Annotated in this window: 13 protein-coding genes; 10 read left to right on the forward strand and 3 right to left on the reverse strand. The window is 43.1% G+C overall.

Annotated features, from left to right (window positions below; all coding sequences use genetic code 11):
- Window positions 1-143 precede the first annotated feature (143 nt).
- The 3 genes from AAC006_RS13425 (at window position 144) to AAC006_RS13435 (ending at window position 2,343) form a co-directional block, all read left to right on the forward strand.
- Window positions 144-737, forward strand: coding sequence for an acyl-CoA thioester hydrolase/BAAT C-terminal domain-containing protein (locus AAC006_RS13425; protein WP_339891646.1), 594 nt, complete (start codon window positions 144-146; stop codon window positions 735-737).
- A gap of 86 nt (window positions 738-823) precedes the next feature.
- Window positions 824-1,555, forward strand: a complete 732-nt coding sequence (locus tag AAC006_RS13430) for an SDR family oxidoreductase (protein ID WP_159531507.1) — start codon at window positions 824-826, stop codon at window positions 1,553-1,555.
- A 323-nt stretch (window positions 1,556-1,878) separates the two neighbouring features.
- Window positions 1,879-2,343, forward strand: a complete 465-nt coding sequence (locus AAC006_RS13435) for a hypothetical protein (RefSeq protein ID WP_159531509.1) — start codon at window positions 1,879-1,881, stop codon at window positions 2,341-2,343.
- 68 nt (window positions 2,344-2,411) lie between these two features.
- On the opposite strand, the gene AAC006_RS13440 is transcribed toward AAC006_RS13435, so the two are convergent.
- On the reverse strand, window positions 2,412-2,711 hold the full coding sequence (locus AAC006_RS13440; protein ID WP_013783703.1) for a hypothetical protein: 300 nt from the start codon (window positions 2,709-2,711) through the stop codon (window positions 2,412-2,414).
- 288 nt (window positions 2,712-2,999) lie between these two features.
- Between AAC006_RS13440 and AAC006_RS13445 the strand changes: the two genes are divergently transcribed.
- Genes AAC006_RS13445 through AAC006_RS13455 form a run of 3 tightly spaced genes read left to right on the forward strand, consistent with a single transcriptional unit; the run spans window position 3,000 to window position 6,877 of the window.
- Entirely contained in the window at window positions 3,000-3,809 is an 810-nt protein-coding gene (locus AAC006_RS13445) for an SAM-dependent methyltransferase (protein ID WP_126873228.1), read from the forward strand.
- Between the two features lie 39 nt (window positions 3,810-3,848).
- Window positions 3,849-4,058, forward strand: a complete 210-nt coding sequence (locus tag AAC006_RS13450) for a hypothetical protein (RefSeq protein WP_013783701.1) — start codon at window positions 3,849-3,851, stop codon at window positions 4,056-4,058.
- A 29-nt stretch (window positions 4,059-4,087) separates the two neighbouring features.
- Entirely contained in the window at window positions 4,088-6,877 is a 2,790-nt protein-coding gene (locus AAC006_RS13455) for a response regulator (RefSeq protein WP_339891648.1), read from the forward strand.
- Window positions 6,878-7,082: 205 nt separating this feature from the next.
- On the opposite strand, the gene AAC006_RS13460 is transcribed toward AAC006_RS13455, so the two are convergent.
- Window positions 7,083-9,458, reverse strand: a complete 2,376-nt coding sequence (locus tag AAC006_RS13460) for a zinc-dependent metalloprotease (protein ID WP_339891649.1) — start codon at window positions 9,456-9,458, stop codon at window positions 7,083-7,085.
- Between the two features lie 434 nt (window positions 9,459-9,892).
- On the opposite strand from AAC006_RS13460, the gene AAC006_RS13465 reads away from it, so the two are divergent.
- The 4 genes from AAC006_RS13465 to AAC006_RS13480 all read left to right on the forward strand — a co-directional run bounded on the left by AAC006_RS13465 (window position 9,893) and on the right by AAC006_RS13480 (window position 15,187).
- Entirely contained in the window at window positions 9,893-11,098 is a 1,206-nt protein-coding gene (locus AAC006_RS13465) for an aminotransferase class I/II-fold pyridoxal phosphate-dependent enzyme (RefSeq protein WP_041452802.1), read from the forward strand.
- A gap of 193 nt (window positions 11,099-11,291) precedes the next feature.
- Window positions 11,292-12,467: a saccharopine dehydrogenase NADP-binding domain-containing protein gene (locus tag AAC006_RS13470; RefSeq protein ID WP_339891650.1), complete on the forward strand. Its 1,176-nt coding sequence runs from the start codon at window positions 11,292-11,294 to the stop codon at window positions 12,465-12,467.
- Window positions 12,468-12,818: 351 nt separating this feature from the next.
- Complete coding sequence (locus tag AAC006_RS13475; protein WP_013783696.1) at window positions 12,819-14,684, forward strand: peroxidase family protein; 1,866 nt, start codon at window positions 12,819-12,821, stop codon at window positions 14,682-14,684.
- Window positions 14,685-14,923: 239 nt separating this feature from the next.
- Window positions 14,924-15,187 carry a Rho termination factor N-terminal domain-containing protein gene (locus AAC006_RS13480; RefSeq protein WP_013783695.1) on the forward strand — a complete coding sequence of 88 codons (264 nt, stop codon included), beginning with the start codon at window positions 14,924-14,926 and terminating at the stop codon, window positions 15,185-15,187.
- Between the two features lie 156 nt (window positions 15,188-15,343).
- Here AAC006_RS13480 and AAC006_RS13485 read toward each other — a convergent pair whose 3' ends face one another.
- Window positions 15,344-16,528 (reverse strand): histidinol-phosphate transaminase, encoded by a 1,185-nt coding sequence (locus tag AAC006_RS13485; protein ID WP_013783694.1) that lies wholly within the window; start codon window positions 16,526-16,528, stop codon window positions 15,344-15,346.
- Window positions 16,529-16,657: the final 129 nt, after the last annotated feature.

Raw genomic sequence — 16,657 nt, forward strand, 5'->3', positions numbered from 1 at the left:
ACTGATCGTTTAGTTTCCGCCAACTGGTCAATAAATATTCACGATCTCACCCTGGTTCAGAGGGCGGCATTCCTACGAAGCTTGCTAAGGTCATCGCCAATAATGGTCACCCTACGTTAGCCATTGCTTATTTCAAAGCCGATATGCTTCCCAAAGAATTAGAAGAAATTCCCCTCTCCTATTTCGAAAAAGCGACAGCTTGGCTAAAACAAAAACACCCTGCACAAAAACATATCACGCTCATCGGATGGTCTAAAGGCGCCGAGTTGGCGTTGCTGCTTGCTTCTCGCGACAACGCATTCGATAGAGTAATCGCGATTGCACCAAGCTCAGTGGTGTGGGCAGGCATTCTAGATGATTGGCAAACGGTACCGGGCTCAAGCTGGAGTCACAACAAAAAGGGATTACCCTTTGTTGCCTTCAATCCAACCGGACCTGTTGAAGGATTGTTAGACCTATATACCCAATCTTTACAAAATAGAACGGATGGAGGAAGTGCGACAATCCCTGTTGAAAATATTCGCGGAAATGTTGTGCTTTATTCGGGGGGAATGGATGAAATATGGCCGTCCTCTTCTATGGCGGCTTCAATCTGCGAACGTATGATAGAAAATGAACGGTCTCGTTGTAAGCACATTGATTACCCAGAACTAGACCATCTGTTAGATTACAAGATGCTTAACGCCTCAGAAGACTTGTATAAACACTTTGTAAACAGCATCGCCGGCAAACAATAAAGAATAATTCTCTAAATCGACCTAGGGTTGGTTCAATCCAATTCAAATACGCTACAGTGGCGAGCTAGACAAACAGGGACTGAAAGTTGAAAAAAGTTGCGATTATAACGGGGGCTAGTAGGGGTATTGGTGCCGCTACCGCTTTTACGCTATCTAAAAAGGGTTACCATGTTTGCATCAACTACCTGAAAAATGAAAAGCTTGCGAAAGCTTTATGCACTTCAATTAACACCAGTGGCGGCGTTGCAATTACTCATAAAGCGGATGTCTCAGAAGAGGCAGAAGTTCAAAGCATGTTTAACAAAGTTAACGCTGAGTTCGGCACCGTCACGCATCTAGTCAACAATGTGGGCGTACTATTTACCAAAACCCCATTTTCTGACATCAGTGCCGAGCGCTTCACAACAATACTGACTACAAATGTACTTAGCGCCTTTCTTTGCGCGAAAGCTTTTATGAAACAAATTCAAAGTGATGGCGCCATTGTGAACGTGTCTTCGGTTGCATCTCGTACAGGGGCCCCGTTTGAATACGTTGATTATGCTGCATCAAAAGGCGCTATGGATACGCTTACCACAGGTATGTCGTTAGAACTTGCTAGCCAAAATATTAGAGTCAATAGCGTGCGCCCTGGCTTTATTGCCACCGATATACATGCAGACGGAGGTGAACCCGATCGCGTAAATCGCCTAAGCTCACAAATTCCGATGGGACGCGGAGGCAATACACAGGAAGTGGCAGATGCTATCGCATGGTTATTATCAGATGAAGCATCTTACGTAACAGGTTCATTTATTGATATTGCGGGCGGTAGATAAGTTAGAATAATCACAGACTACATTTATGCAATTAATACGCAGTAAAAAATTCGAGTGAATTTCCACTTGATAGATAAAAGCTATCTCCAATTACTATTGCTAACTGTAGCCAATTATTTAAGCTATTAGCGTGATGATATCACATAACAAAAAGGGCGGTTTGTATTACAGTATCTGTTTGTTAACGCATTTATGTGTTTCGTTTATAATTTTACAACGTGAAGAAACGTTGCTGGCGTTTTGCGCAAAAGACGAAACCATTTTAAAATTTGCTAACCAGCTTTAAAACTAACAAACGATATTTTAACGCAGAGGTATACATTATGTTTACTAAAGAGATGGTGCATTCGGCGCTACAAACGTGGTGCGATAATGTTGTAAAAGTTGGGAAAGTACATACCGAAGGTGGAGACGTTCAAGCGTTTTCTCTTCAAGTGCTCTCTGACAGCTATGATTATGATAATGGCCATGTTTTGTTTAAGCCTACTTTAACGTTTGGCCAGCACACGTTCCGCCCTACCAAAGAAGGCGCGCTTTCTTACTTTGTTGGCGGAAACAGCGATTACCCCAACGACAATGGTTTTAAACTTAAGCCTTGGGTTAAAGTGTGGTACAGCAAAGAAGATTTTATTTTAAACGGCGAACTGGCCATTGTGCAGTGCAACGTTCATTTTATTGGGGATGACGACAGTCACATATTTGTGAACAAAAGCTTTGTCTTTAAGCAGTGTGAAGATGGCAAGGTTCGTATCATTTTGCATCAATCCTCACTACCTTATCAGCCATAAGTAGATTATTGAACATTAACCCAGCGCGTTGCATGTTATCAAAAGATAAAGGCAACGCGGTATTAGCGCTATCGATTACGTCTGTTATCTTCGAACTCACTTTCAAGCATGCCTTCACGCTGATTGACCGGAAGCATTTGCTGGTCAAATTCACTATGAGGATTGGTTTCGTTATAAGCCAGTGGTTCATTTTCGCAATTGAGTGAATTCGTTAAAACTGCTACACAAACTGACTTCTCGGCTTTGGCACTAGGATCGTGACTAAAAGTACAAGCAGACAGTGTGGATAATGCGCCCAGTGCCACTAACCATAAAGCTGCGCTTCTTGTAACTGAACCGGTTATCGTCACACCATGGTGTGTAATCATTGTAAGCCCCTAAATTAACTAACGTTATTTACCAATTTGGTATACAATATTTAGTTCTCTTTGAGTACAATATCATTTTTAAATTGGGCGATAAAGCGCTTTGAAATAACCCTGTTTTAGATACATATCCTGGCCACCAACGATAGTTTATCAATATTTATTGATAGGCCCTCGTTCACAACTTCGAAACCATATCGGTTATTATGACAAAGTAATTAACAATGGGTATATTTTCCTTTATATTCAATAAAGGCTATACATAGCCAAATTTCAATGGAAAGGGATGAAATGAACGTAGATAAAAAAGGATCTTTGGTAGTTGTAGGTACAGGTATTACTGTATCTGGCCAAATGACCTTAATTACGGAAAGCCTACTTAAAACAGCTGATATCGTATTGAGCGTTGTAACACAGTCGGCGCTAATCAATCTGCAAATGATTAACGCGAATGTGGTGTGTTTACGTCACCTTTATGAGCAAGGCAAATCTCGGGCACTCACCTACCAAAAAATGACGCAACGCATTGTTGATGAAGTCAAGGCAGGAAAAAAGGTGGTGGCGGCGTTTTATGGTCACCCTGGGGTATTTGTAAATCCCTCACATGAGGCCATCAAACAATTAAAAGATGAAGGTTATGATGCCGAAATGTTACCAGGGATTTCTGCCGAAGACTGCTTGGTTGCTGATTTAGGGCTAGATCCCGCACATTATGGATGTCAGTCGTATGAGGCGACTCAGTTTCTGCTTAGGCAATACACCTTAGACCCTCATATGATGCAGATTATCTGGCAGATTGGCAGTATCGCCGATTTCACGCATAACAAACACCGAACATCGCACCCAGGCTTAATGCAGCTTAAAAATGAATTGTTGAAATATTTTTCTCCTCAGCACACCATTATAGTTTATGAAGCCTCTACCATCCCCATTGCAGCTCCTCGAATAGAATACCTTGAGCTAAAAGATTTAGCGGCAGTAATACCAAAACCTATCACTACGTTGGTTATCCCTTCTAAAGGATTACCAGATTTTGATATGAAATCGATGGCAGAACTAGATTTAACCCCTGCCCTTTTTGAACAAAAGTTGTTTGGCTAAAACGTAAGTTTCTAACTACATAAAATAAAGGAATAAAAAATGAACGATTTGTTAGTAAAGTTTTTGATTGCTATGGATAAAGATGAAAAGTTGAAACAACAGTATGTCAGCGATCCTAAGGGGACTGCTGAAGCTTTTGGTCTATCTGACGAAGATGTCCAAATATGCGCAAAAAACGATGTTGCAGCGATAAAAAACCGATGTGAAGCTGAAGGCGCAGACAACCTAGAAATCAGTCACTCGAAATAGGTTGATACTGGCTAGATGGATTTAATTTTATGAGATTGTGGTGTCTTTTGTGGGTAGTGCTTTTAGCACTGCCTAGTTTTTCTGTGTTCTCTCAAGGCGCCACTGTCGATATTGATAAGGTATTGCAAACTGCCGATAAGAATGTATTTGTTAACCCCACGCTCGCAAAGAAGCTCCTTAATCAAGCCGAAAAGTATCTAGCAGACAAAGACCTTCCAGCCTATGAAGCTCACTTGCTTAACCTAAAAAGTCATTCGTATATTCTTGAGGGTAATTATAAGCTGGCTTATGAAATGGCCACCCAAGCAAAAAAACTAGCCACAGAAGCTAATAACCAATTGCAACTTGCCGAAGCGTTAAGGCGACAAGGAATAATAACCTATTTCTTTGATTTATATGGTGAATCTCTAGAGTTACTGCTTAATAGCCTGAGTATTCATCAGTCTTTAGATACCCCCTACATACAAAACACGCTACAAGCTATAGGGAATTTGTATGCTAAATCGAATCAATGGGCAGATAACTTAATAAATACAGGTGAACAACTGGTAACCGAATCAATTAAACGCGGCAACACCTATTATGAAGAACAAGGCTACGGTTTCATTGTGTCTGGCCTACTGGCTAAGGGAGAAATAAAGCAAGCGAAGTCGTTGATTGACCGAGTAAATACTAACCCCGACAAATTCGCGCCAATCTTAAATTTCTATTTGGCAAAAACTTACCTGCAATTAGGTAACCATGAAGAAGCGCTTGCGGTTACGGAAAATATTATCGATCATGCAATTGCTGGGAAGCATCGCCAACGTGAGCTAGCGGGGCTGACATTGCAGTCAGAGGTTTTACTCAAATTAGAGCGCATTGATGAAGCCACCCAAACGGTTTTGAAGCTCTTATCCATTGCACAAGATTTAGACATTACTGAATATCAGTATGAAGGCTTAAAGATGCAAGCCAATATTGCGCTACTTAAGGGCCAATATCGCGATGCCTATCAATTTCTTTTGCAACATTCAGAATTGAAGCAGCAGGTCTTTGATACCCGCCAATCGGAGCAACTAGCGTTTAACAGAGCCCGTTTAGAAACCGATCAAAAGATACAAAAAATTACTGAATTAGAACTTAGTCAACAACTGTCAGAACAAAATAGTACGTTTCAGGTGTACATCATTGTCACTATTTGCTGCGTCGCTATTCTTTTATTTTTTATGTTTGTTATTACGCTTAAACAGAAGCGAGAATTGCGAGAGCTTGCGTTAAACCTACAAAATGCCACCGACGCGAAATCAGAATTTTTAGCCCGTATGAGCCACGAAATTAGAACACCAGTGAACGCCATAGTGGGGCTTACAAAGCTAACGCAAAAATCTGTTGTAAATGAAGAGCAGAAAACCAATCTATCCCAAATTGAACAGTCGTCACAAACCCTACTAGGGGTAATTAACGATGTGCTAGATTTTTCAAAAATTGAAGCGGGAAAACTTAATATTGAATCTGAGGTTTTCGAACTCGACAAACTGGTCGAGCAAGTCATTCGGTTACACGGGATAAATGCTAAAGAAAAGCGTATTGAATTGTTACAGTACGTGGCAAGAGACGTTCCCCTTCAAGTCTCTGGTGATGCCCTGCGTATTGAGCAAGTGCTGAATAATCTGCTAAGCAATGCCATTAAGTTTACTGACGAAGGGATGGTATTCGTATCGGTTAATAAAAAATACTCTGAACACGGCGTTTTACTTGAGTTCTCAGTAAAAGATACGGGAATTGGCCTTTCAACAAATCAGATAGAATCACTGTTCGATGCCTTTACGCAAGCTGATGAATCCATTACCCGTAAATATGGCGGAACGGGGTTGGGCTTATCAATTTGTAAGCACCTTGTTTCGCTAATGGGCGGGGAAATATGGGTAGAGAGTAAGCTTGGTCAAGGCGCTACTTTCTTTTTCACTGTATTAGTTGAGCAGCATAATCAACTGCCACAACCCACTACGTTAGGAAACCTAACATTAGCCGACTTAAAAGTGTTGGTGGTTGACGATACTATGCTTTCAAGGCAAGCAATAGCGGAAGCGTTACTGCGCATCAATATCAACCCAGATTTGGCCACTGGTGGTAAAGAAGCGCTTATGTACCTGCGTACCGCTGTGGCAAGTGATGTACCGTATGATTTAATCATTATTGATTGGAAAATGGCGGACATTGATGGCATCGAGTTAGCCTCAATTATTAATCAAGAGTTCAGTCAAGGTAAGCCTAATATTGCGATGTTGTCAGCTTATGATATTGAATCACTTAAAACCCTCGGGCGACCAGTGGGCGTAGAGTACTATCTACAGAAACCGGTTAATAGTAGCTCGTTGCAGAATTGCTTACTAAGAATGTCTACTCGGGGCAAACCTCAAATGGCATCGTTAGAAAGTGAAGGTAAAGCGCCACCCGATTTTTCTGATAAAAATATCCTTTTGGTAGAAGATGATGCGATAAATCGTAAAGTTGCCAAACTGTTTTTAGCCGATACTAAGGCCAAGGTCAGTGTTGCAGAAAATGGCTTAATTGCTTTGCAAATGTTGGAGCAAGAGAACGTTTTCGATCTTGTCTTGATGGATATGCAAATGCCTGTGATGGACGGGTTAACTGCTGCTCAAAAAATCAGAGAAGAGTTAAAGCTAGATGTTCCAATTGTGGCGATGACAGCACACGCCATGCAAACAGAGATAGAAAAAAGCTTCGCCGTGGGCATGAATGCGCATATTGTAAAACCCGTTAAGCCTGAGTATTTGTATCAGGTATTAAGTGAGCAGTTTGTAAAAGAAGCTTAAGCCTAACATTTAGAAAAAACCGAGCCTCAACAAGCTCAATAACAACCTTAAGTTTAAGAACACAAACTCAAACAACGCTAGGAACAAAAAAAAGCGGTTAACCTGTTTTAGGTTAACCGCTTTTTATTTATGTTTACGTGTTAGCTGTTGAGTTTTAGGCGTTAGCAAAAGTACACACCTAAATTTCAGCGTTGTTGAAATAAAACTATATAGGTGAACCCGGTGGTAACGGCTTCACTTCGAACGCCCCAGACCAATGACCTGATTTCCAGTAAGTATCGAAGTACTTGTGCAAAACTTCATCAGCGTCTCTATCGCTATCATCATCTAGCCATTCATCGAACTCAAGCAACGCACTGTGCATCGCCATTTTAGCTTCTGGTGCTAATGCTGGGTTTGTTACGGCTTTCATTATGGCATTCAATGCAACTAACTGTAGACGTGAAGCAACCAAATCGCCTTTAGCCCCGCGTTTGTGTTTAGCGCGATACCAATGTACGTTTAATATCTGGCGTACTAGCCCTTCCACACCCACGAGCTCTTTTGTTCGGCTACTTTGCCACGCTAAACGATTCAAACGCTCTGGGTGTAGTAATAACGACAATGCAAAATCGCTGGCAGAGGCAGCTGCTGATACTGGGTCAAGCATAAGCCCCATTTTTCCCTGAAAATGCTCACGGGTAACATCATCACCGTACGCAGTGGGCGGAATGAGTGCTAATACGCTTTCAGGAATAGTTAGATAAGGCACGGTAGTGGCAGTAATAAGCTGCTGCATGGCACGTTGCTGTACCTGTGGTGCAACGTCTTGCTGACCTTGTGGCGTGGTGTAATCGCCCTTACGCTCGTATTCGTAAATCAAGCCTCCCACTTGTTTTGCTACCGCTTCTAATTGAAAGCGATGAAGCAAATAAATTGGCACTAATGCATTTTCTAGTGACGACAAGCTAGCATTGGGTTTCAGAGTATCCATTCCCAATTGATCAAGCGCATGGCGTCTGACCGCAGAGATTTCATCGAAAGCATCTAGCGGATCGGCACCGTTTTCCCACATGTGTCCATTTGCCGAACTATGACGCGAACTTCGGGTATCAGAATCTGACTTAAACGCGAGCCCTTGATTACGAGTTTTAACAATTTGCTTAGCCAAACCTTCGGCTTCTTCATTGAGCGAACCGAATTCTTGATAGCCATAAACAATAGCGTGTTTATCCCAGGCCCCTATGCCCTTATCGTAAGCCCCTTCAAGGCTAACTTTATCGCCTTTTAGGGTAATACGAGGGTGTGGATAATCCATCACGGAAGCCATGTCATTTTCACTGGCCGCAAAATTGTGTGCTATGCCCAAGGTATGCCCTACTTCATGGGCAGAGAGCTGCTTGATGCGATCTAATGCCATGGCTTCTTGTTCAGGTGAGCTAGCATTATCACCAGAAAATGGGCTGGTAAGACCTAGTGCGATTAAATAATCTTGGCGAACACGCAGTGAGCCCAGCGTCACATGGCCTTTAATAATTTCACCCGTGCGAGGGTCGACCACGGACGAACCATAAGACCAACCTCGGGTAGCCCGATGCACCCAGTTGATCACGTTGTAACGGACATCCATGGGATCGGCATCTTGGGGCAACACTTTCACCTGAAAGGCATTTTTATAACCTGCCGCTTCGAAAGCTTGGTTCCACCAGCTGGCGCCTTCTTTTAATGAGGACATCACCGGTTCTGGAATACCTGGGTCTAGGTAATACACAATAGGTTCAACCGCTTCGCTCATAGGCGCATGTGGTGATACCTTGGCGAGACGGTGGCGTGTAATAAAGCGCTGCTCCGTAGGCTCATTAATTGCCGTAGAGTAATCGAAATAGCGGAATTTCCAATAACCTGAGTAGGGATGATAAGCCCGTGGTGTATAGCCATCGTCAGGTAATGCAACAAATGAATGATGAAGGTGTACCGAAAGGTTTTCTGCATCTGGCGCGACATCTGTCAAATAGTTACCCGGCTTGCTGCCAGCAAACGTGACTAAAGCTTCAAGCTCGGTGTTTTTCTCAAACCCCTTTGTGCGAGGTAAATATACTCCGCTACGGCTTTTGTCTGCTTTAAAGCTGCCTTGTTTTTTAGCTGATAGCCGGTTACCGATGCCATGAATATCACTAAATAAAAAAGGGGTGTAGTCGATTAGATTAGCACTATCGCTCTTTGCCACTATAACAAAGCCGGCTAATACGGAACTGGCAAAGGCTTCGTTAATACTTTGCTTTTCAGCTGCGCTACCATGGGCTGCGCGGTACTTAGTATTTAGCTGCTTCAGCATCAGCTTATTGCCAAAGCGTTCGAAGGCAATTAAGCGAGTGCGCCCTAACTGGCCTCTATCTAAACCAATATCGTTAGAGCCTACGCCGTAAGGTAAGCTGCTTTGAAATAAAAACTGGCGCTCATCGTTGGGTATCGATAAATACACTTTGTCAGTTTCATCATCATAATACACGGGGATGAGGCCATCTTTGGCGGACATCTCTTTAGTGAATTCACTAATGGTGGGTAACGCTGCCCACACAGGTGTCGCGAAAACAGCGGACATAACAACAACCATGAACCACCGTATAGCGCTGCATGAGAAGCGCCTCTCACCCCTTGCCTTTTTATTACTTTGTTTGTTTTCGACCAACACGACTGATTTCCTTTTAAATAACGCAAACGCTGTATTTTACTTTTTATATCATCTCAACTTATACCTCTTCTACCCTATCGTAAGTGTTTGATTATGCATATGGCTATTCATCGAAAAACACTAACTATTGCGTGAATTTTTAATGGGTAAAGCGCTAACCTAGTCGCTGATGGTAAATGCTGGTATTGATTGCTATTAAAAATCGCGACTAGAACCGCTATTGGTCATTACAGTTGGCTAACGCTACCTGCTTTTGCTATTAGATATGGCGACTTTGTTGGTAATTAGGTTTGCACAATTGATATAGTACGGGGCATTGTTACCCCACGTTGTAAGAAAGCATGTTGAAGTACGCTACTCGAGCCACCACCCTATCCCCTTTTTTAGCCATGGCCTATGGTGAGAAAGCCACTGCGCTTAGCAATCAAGGACACGATGTTATTCGGTTAAACTTGGGTGAGCCTGACTTCGGCGCGCCCACGCCGGTTGTTGAGGCCATGAAGCAGTCGTTGTCTCAAGCTGATTACCCGTATACTTCAGCATTAGGCTTGCCTGAACTTAGAAGCGCCATTGCTCAGTTCTATAAAACTCAGCACAACGTTGATATTCCAGCTTCGCGCATTGTAGTTACCGCTGGCGCATCAGCGGCGTTGTTATTGGTGAGTGCAGCGCTCGTTGAGAACGGCGATAAGGTAATACTTGGCGATCCTTCATACCCTTGTAATCGTCGATTTTTAAACACCTTTGGCGGCGAAGTTACGTTAGTGCCGACTTCTAGCAAGCAACAATTTCAGTTAACCCATGACGATGTAACACACCATTGGGATAGTAAAACCAAAGGCGTGCTTATCGCTAGCCCGGCTAACCCAACCGGCACCGCTATTGCAGAAAAGGAACTATATAGTATTGGTGAAACCTGCAAGCAAAATGATGGATTTCTTATTGTTGATGAAATTTATCTCAACTTAGATTTACGCGATAGCTCGCCTTCTGCTGCAAAGCAACCTGCCCCACTCAACACGGTTTTGGCGAATGAGCGCTTGCACAACAATACTATTGTGATTAATAGCTTTTCCAAATACTTCGGTATGACAGGCTGGCGCTTAGGTTGGTGTGTGGTACCCGAAGGTATGACCCAAGTTATGGAGCGATTAGCACAAAACCTATTTATTTGCCCCTCTACCCTAGCCCAGCAAGCTGCGCTAGCGTGCTTTACACCGGAGTCACTTGCCCAATGTGAACAGAAAAAAGCACAATTGCGCACACGTGCTACGTTTGTGCTGGACGCCATTGCAGACATGGGTTTAAGTATTGACGCTACACCAGATGGCGCGTTTTACGCGTATATCAATATTGAATCTACTGGCCTTACCGCCATTGAGTTCTGTGACCGTTTATTAGAAACCGAATATGTGGCATTAACACCCGGTGACGACTTTGGCGAACATAATGCTACTCGTTATGTAAGGTTGTCGTTTGCCACAGAGATAAGCCGTTTAAAAGAAGGCTTAACCCGCATGAAACGATTTGTTGAACCTTATATTCGCTAATCGCTGTTTATTCGCCTCTATCTATTTTGTTTTGGTAAGCACTGCGCATTGCATACTGGGTGGTAAATTACATGTGTATTCACACCCAAATCAATACTCAATTATTACCTAAAAAAATGATTTAACCTGAAGGGATTGCGTATATTGGTTGCACATAAGTCTTCCATGAAAAATAAAATAGGACACGATATTTATGAGTGATCAACGGGAATTTGATGTAGTAATTTTTGGTGCTACGGGCTTCACTGGTAAATTGGTAGCTGAATACTTCCAAAGCCAATATGGCAGCGACAGCAGCGTAAAATGGGCTATTGCCGGGCGTAACGAAGCCAAGCTTGCGGATGTTAAAGCAGAGTTAGGTATTAGCGATGATGTGGTAAGTATTATTGCAGATGGTGATGACAACGCTGCACTAGATTCGCTGACTAAGCGCACATCAGTGGTATTAACCACGGTAGGGCCTTATCAAATTTACGGTGAAAAATTACTCTCTGCCTGCGTTGACAACGGCACGGGCTATACCGACTTATGTGGTGAGCCTGCGTGGATGCACCAGATGATCAACAAATATGAAGCCAAAGCAAAAGACACGGGTGCCAATATTGTTTTTTCGTGTGGGTTCGACTCTGTACCTTTCGATTTGGGGGTTCACTTCTTACAAGAACACGCTAAAAAGCAAACCGGCGCCGCGATTGAATACGTAAAAGGCCGTGTAAGAAAAATGCAGGGTACGTTTTCTGGTGGCACAGCAGCCAGCTTAAAAGCCACTATGGTAGCAGCACATAAAGACAAATCGATTATGTCTGCACTGATTAATCCGTTCTCGCTTGCTGATGCTAGCCAAAGTCACCCACAGCCAGACGGCTCCAAGCCATACTACGACGAATCTTTAGGTTCGTGGGCTGCGCCATTTATTATGGCGGCTATCAATACCAAGAACGTACACCGTTCTAACTACTTGGCAAACTTCGCCTACGGCAAAACCTTTCAGTATGATGAGATGATGCTTACTGGCCCTGGCGAGAAAGGCGAAGCGATGGCGAACCATGTTGCCCAAGACAAATCATTAGGTGGTCAGGGTGGCCCTAAGCCGGGTGAAGGCCCAAGTAAAGAAGAGCGGGAAAATGGGTTTTACGATGTTATGTTTATCGGTGAAGCAACTAATGGCGACACCCTTGCGGTATCAGTAATCGGAGATAAAGACCCGGGTTATGGCTCAACCAGTAGAATGATTTCAGAATCTGCCCTTTGCCTTTGTAAAGATGTGTCACTTTCTGGCGGCTTCTTTACACCCGCATCTGCATTGGGTGATAAGTTGATTTCTCGCCTCACTGAAAAAGCAGGGCTTACGTTTAACATAGAGAAGTAAGTTTTTTAAAGAAAAGCTTTTAAAGCGCCGCTGCGGCTCGCTCTGCACGCGGCGTTTTTATTTATAAGCAGCCCTTCTACTGTTTTCCTCTCTGCCCATCTCAGTTACTCAAAGCAAAAATTGTCAACAAAGTGTAAAGGTTTGAACAGATTTCGTATTATTTACTCCTAATCTTTGAACAACAAGATGCCTGCCCCCTCGCCGATCCTTGCCCCGGTATGCAAACGTCTGAAGAAATTAAAAGTAATTATAAATGCTTCAAAGGATTTGAAGGTTCAAATAGCAATCAATCTCCCCCATTTTTTTCAACGAGCTTGATTGTTTTTTAAATTAGTAATTACAGGACATATTATGAAAAAATTAGCGTTTTTAGCCGTTACGTTAAGCAGCTTATATGGCTGCGGTTCGGACAACAACGACGATGAGCAATCCACTAATGCCACATTAACATCCCCTGATGTGGATACCATTTCTGATGCAAATAATGATGGAAACAGCGATGGAAATGATGGCGCCGACAACAATGAAAATACGGACAACAACAGAAACAATGCTGATAATAACCAAAGAGGCAGATCTGCACAGGGAATTGACGAAGATGTAGACCAACAACGTCAAAATAGTCGGGATAGAGAAGGAAGAGAAGATTTTGTTCTCAATACCCAAGGAGGCAGAGAAATACGCTCTTATGATGGCAGTAGTAACAATCAAGATAACCCCGATTGGGGTGTTACCTTTAGTCACCTGCAACGTATAGCGCCTGCTTTTTACACTGACGGCGTGTCAGAAATGGCCGGTCCAGCACAAAAAAGTGCACGTGAAATCAGCAACTTGCTGGTGATGCAGGCTGAGGGGGAAAGTATACCCAACACTTATAACACCAGTGATTACTTATGGCAGTGGGGACAGTTTATTGACCACGATATAAGCCTTACAGACGGAAGTACCTTAGAAGCGGAACACATCATTGTGCCCACAGGCGATGTATTTTTCGACCCTAACAGTACAGGGAGTGTCACTATTTCATTTAATCGTGCAATTTACGACCCAGACACAGGCACCGATGCGAATAACGTTCGTGAACAGGAAAATGAAATTACGAGTTGGATAGATGGCTCGATGATTTATGGCTCTGATTCCGAACGTAATGAAGCGTTGCGCGAAGGGGATCAATCGCCCTTCTTAGCCACATCTGAGAATAACTTACTGCCACGAAACCCTAACGGATTTCCGAATGCTAATGGCTTTGTATCTGACCCTAGCGTGTTATTTCTCGGCGGCGACGTTCGGGTTAATGAACAAGCTGTGCTTACCGCTATGCATACTATTTGGGTAAGGGAGCACAACCGCATTGCGACTATTCTACAGGCGCAACAGCCCCAATCAGATGTCGAAGATATATACGAACAAACTAGGCGTCTTGTTATTGCCAAGTTGCAGATAATTACCTACGACGAGTACCTACCTGCTTTATTGGGCGAAAACACAATGCCTGATTATCAAGGTTATGATGATGACGTAAATCCCACCACCTACAATGAGTTTTCAACTGCAGCCTATCGGCTTGGTCATAGCGAAGTCAGTGACAATATACTTCGCTTAGATGCCGACAATAATCCAATAGATGAAGGTAGTTTGGCGCTTCGTGATGCCTTTTTCACAGGGATAGGGCTGTACGTTGAAGAAGATGATATTGACCCTGTTCTTCGTGGCCTGGCAAAACAACGTCATCAAGCTATCGATATTAAAGTGGTAAATGGACTACGTAACTTTTTATTTGGTAGGCCTGGCAGTGGAGGCTTTGACCTTATCTCTTTAAATATTCAACGGGGGCGAGATCACGGGCTAGCATCCTATAATGATGTTCGGGAAGCCATGGGGTTAGAGCGTGCTGAATTTTTCAGTGACATTACTTCAAACACCACGCTGCAAACTGCACTGTCCAACGCCTACAATTCGGTTGATGATGTTGAGCTATGGATAGGCGGGTTATCTGAAGATCCTCAAATAGAAACGGGTTCTCAGTTAGGTGAATTATTTACTGCTATCAATGTTAAGCAATTCGACGAACTTCGCGAAGGTGATCGGTTTTGGTATCAAAGATATTTGACCGATGACGAGCTTGAAATGGTAGAAGGCACCACGCTAGCAGAAGTGATTCGAGCGAATACTAACATTGGTGACGAACTACAGTCTGAGGTTTTCTTTGTAGAGTAACGTATAGAACGCGGATTTACCCTACTTGCTTTATGGATGAAGGACGCAGTACTAAGACCCAAGAATAAGTAGGGTCTATTCCGCTTATTTGCTTATGTATTAGCTTCTGTATTAGCTCATTAACTTTTATCTATCAGTGCACCAAAATTGCCAAGTTGAAGTATAAAAAGTAAGGCTCAATTAACCTTATCGGCTTTTCTGCTACCTACCGATGAGAAAAATAAGCAAAGGAGATTACCATGGCCAAGCAACACGCAGCACAGATTAAGAACGACGACACGTATGAAGCGCTTCGGGATAAAGGCTACAGCAAAGAAAAATCAGCCAGAATTGCCAATGCGCAAGCTAACGATGAGCAATCGCCCTCGAAAAAAGGCGGTGAAAGTAAAAAATATGAAGAACGTACCAAGAAAGAGCTTTACGACAAAGCTAAAGAAGTAGGTATTTCAGGTCGCTCAACCATGAGTAAAAGTGAGCTTATTGATGCGCTACGACATCATTGATACAGCATTGAGGGTGCTTTATTAGAGAAAGTATATTTTGAATGCTAATGCGTATTAGTAAAGGTAGGGTTAAAAGCCGATGGTTTTGCTGTTGACGTACCCCATAGAGGTACCAACAAAACCACCAGCATTTAGTCTTTATATTCCGTTACAAACTTATGCTAAAACCGTTTTTAATGCTTTTACGCACGCATCCGTTTCTTCAGGAATACCTACACTAATTCGTGACCATGTGTCGTAGCCAGGCCATGTACGGCCAACGACTTTAATTCCTTGCGCCTTCATTAACTTTGCAAACTCGTCGTGTGGCATACCGGTATCCATATAGATAAAGTTGCCTTGCGGGTTTTTCGCATAAGCCTGGCCTAGTGATTCAGCGGCTGCCGTTAGCTTCTCACGTTCTACTTTTACCCTTGAACGCATAGTATTTAGGTTTGCATGATCTTCCATGCTTGCCATACCTGCTACTAATGCTAAGTAGTTCACCCCCCCCATACGCAACATGCCACCTAATTGCTTTGCTTGTTCAGCGGGTAGAATGGCATAACCTAAGCGTTGCCCTGCCATGGCATGAATTTTAGAGAAAGTGCGGCAAATAACCACATCATGCCCTTCGGCCACTAACTTTGATTGTACATTAGCGGGATAAGCGTCTGACATTTCGATATACGCTTCATCGATAAATACCTGCGCCTTTTTAGATACCCGTTTTGCAAACGCGGTGAGCTTAGCCGCATCTACCACGGTACCCGTCGGGTTATTAGGGTTACAAATATACACGGCAGTGGTGTCTTCAGTAACCGCAGCTTCAATCGCGTCTAAATCGAAATTCATATCAGCATCTAGCGGAACGTAAGTTACGTCGGCGCCCATGAATTCTGCGCCACGAGGTACACCCTCGTAAGTAGCCATAGACGTTACCAATTTATTACCGTTTTTTGTAATCCAATCGGCGTAGCCGAATAAGATGGGAGAAGATCCATTGGTAACAATAATTTGATCTTCAGATACCCCTTCTTGTGCAGCAATTTTACTTTTAAGCACATCCACCGTTGCATCTGAATAGCGTGCTAAGTTGAATAATTCACCTTGCATGGCATCTACCGCTTTAGCTGAAGGGCCAAAGGCGTTTTCATTAGACGATAAACGAACAAGGCCGTCACTCACATTAGGGGTAGCTGAAGGAAAATGATCCGTTTTCATTCCTGCTGCGCTAAGTTCTTTAACGCTAGAGTCTACACATGCTGTTAGCGCAACTGCGCCAGCACCTAAACCAACTGACTTTAACCAATTACGACGTGATGAGTTAACTGATGGATTATTTTTTAATTCTTGTTTCATTTGCCACTATGCCTAATAAGTACACCGAACTTTAGATTAATGGGTAACAAGCGGGCATGCAAGAGAGAATTTTTAGTAACCCACTGAATTTATTGCACTTATTTAGTGCGCGCAATGCTCAAAAATGTA

Origin of the sequence: uncultured Alteromonas sp. (assembly GCF_963976965.1) — a bacterium.
Classification (GTDB): domain Bacteria; phylum Pseudomonadota; class Gammaproteobacteria; order Enterobacterales; family Alteromonadaceae; genus Alteromonas; species Alteromonas naphthalenivorans.

Bases quoted from the DNA above. Each gene is read 5' to 3' on its own strand.
- AAC006_RS13425 (WP_339891646.1), top strand. From the start codon at position 144: ATGCTTCCCAAAGAATTAGAAGAAATTCCCCTCTCCTATTTCGAAAAA.
- AAC006_RS13435 (WP_159531509.1), top strand. From the start codon at position 1,879: ATGTTTACTAAAGAGATGGTGCATTCGGCGCTACAAACGTGGTGCGAT.
- AAC006_RS13440 (WP_013783703.1), bottom strand. From the start codon at position 2,711: ATGATTACACACCATGGTGTGACGATAACCGGTTCAGTTACAAGAAGC.
- AAC006_RS13445 (WP_126873228.1), top strand. From the start codon at position 3,000: ATGAACGTAGATAAAAAAGGATCTTTGGTAGTTGTAGGTACAGGTATT.
- AAC006_RS13450 (WP_013783701.1), top strand. From the start codon at position 3,849: ATGAACGATTTGTTAGTAAAGTTTTTGATTGCTATGGATAAAGATGAA.
- AAC006_RS13455 (WP_339891648.1), top strand. From the start codon at position 4,088: ATGAGATTGTGGTGTCTTTTGTGGGTAGTGCTTTTAGCACTGCCTAGT.
- AAC006_RS13460 (WP_339891649.1), bottom strand. From the start codon at position 9,458: ATGTCCGCTGTTTTCGCGACACCTGTGTGGGCAGCGTTACCCACCATT.
- AAC006_RS13470 (WP_339891650.1), top strand. From the start codon at position 11,292: ATGAGTGATCAACGGGAATTTGATGTAGTAATTTTTGGTGCTACGGGC.
- AAC006_RS13475 (WP_013783696.1), top strand. From the start codon at position 12,819: ATGAAAAAATTAGCGTTTTTAGCCGTTACGTTAAGCAGCTTATATGGC.
- AAC006_RS13480 (WP_013783695.1), top strand. From the start codon at position 14,924: ATGGCCAAGCAACACGCAGCACAGATTAAGAACGACGACACGTATGAA.
- AAC006_RS13485 (WP_013783694.1), bottom strand. From the start codon at position 16,528: ATGAAACAAGAATTAAAAAATAATCCATCAGTTAACTCATCACGTCGT.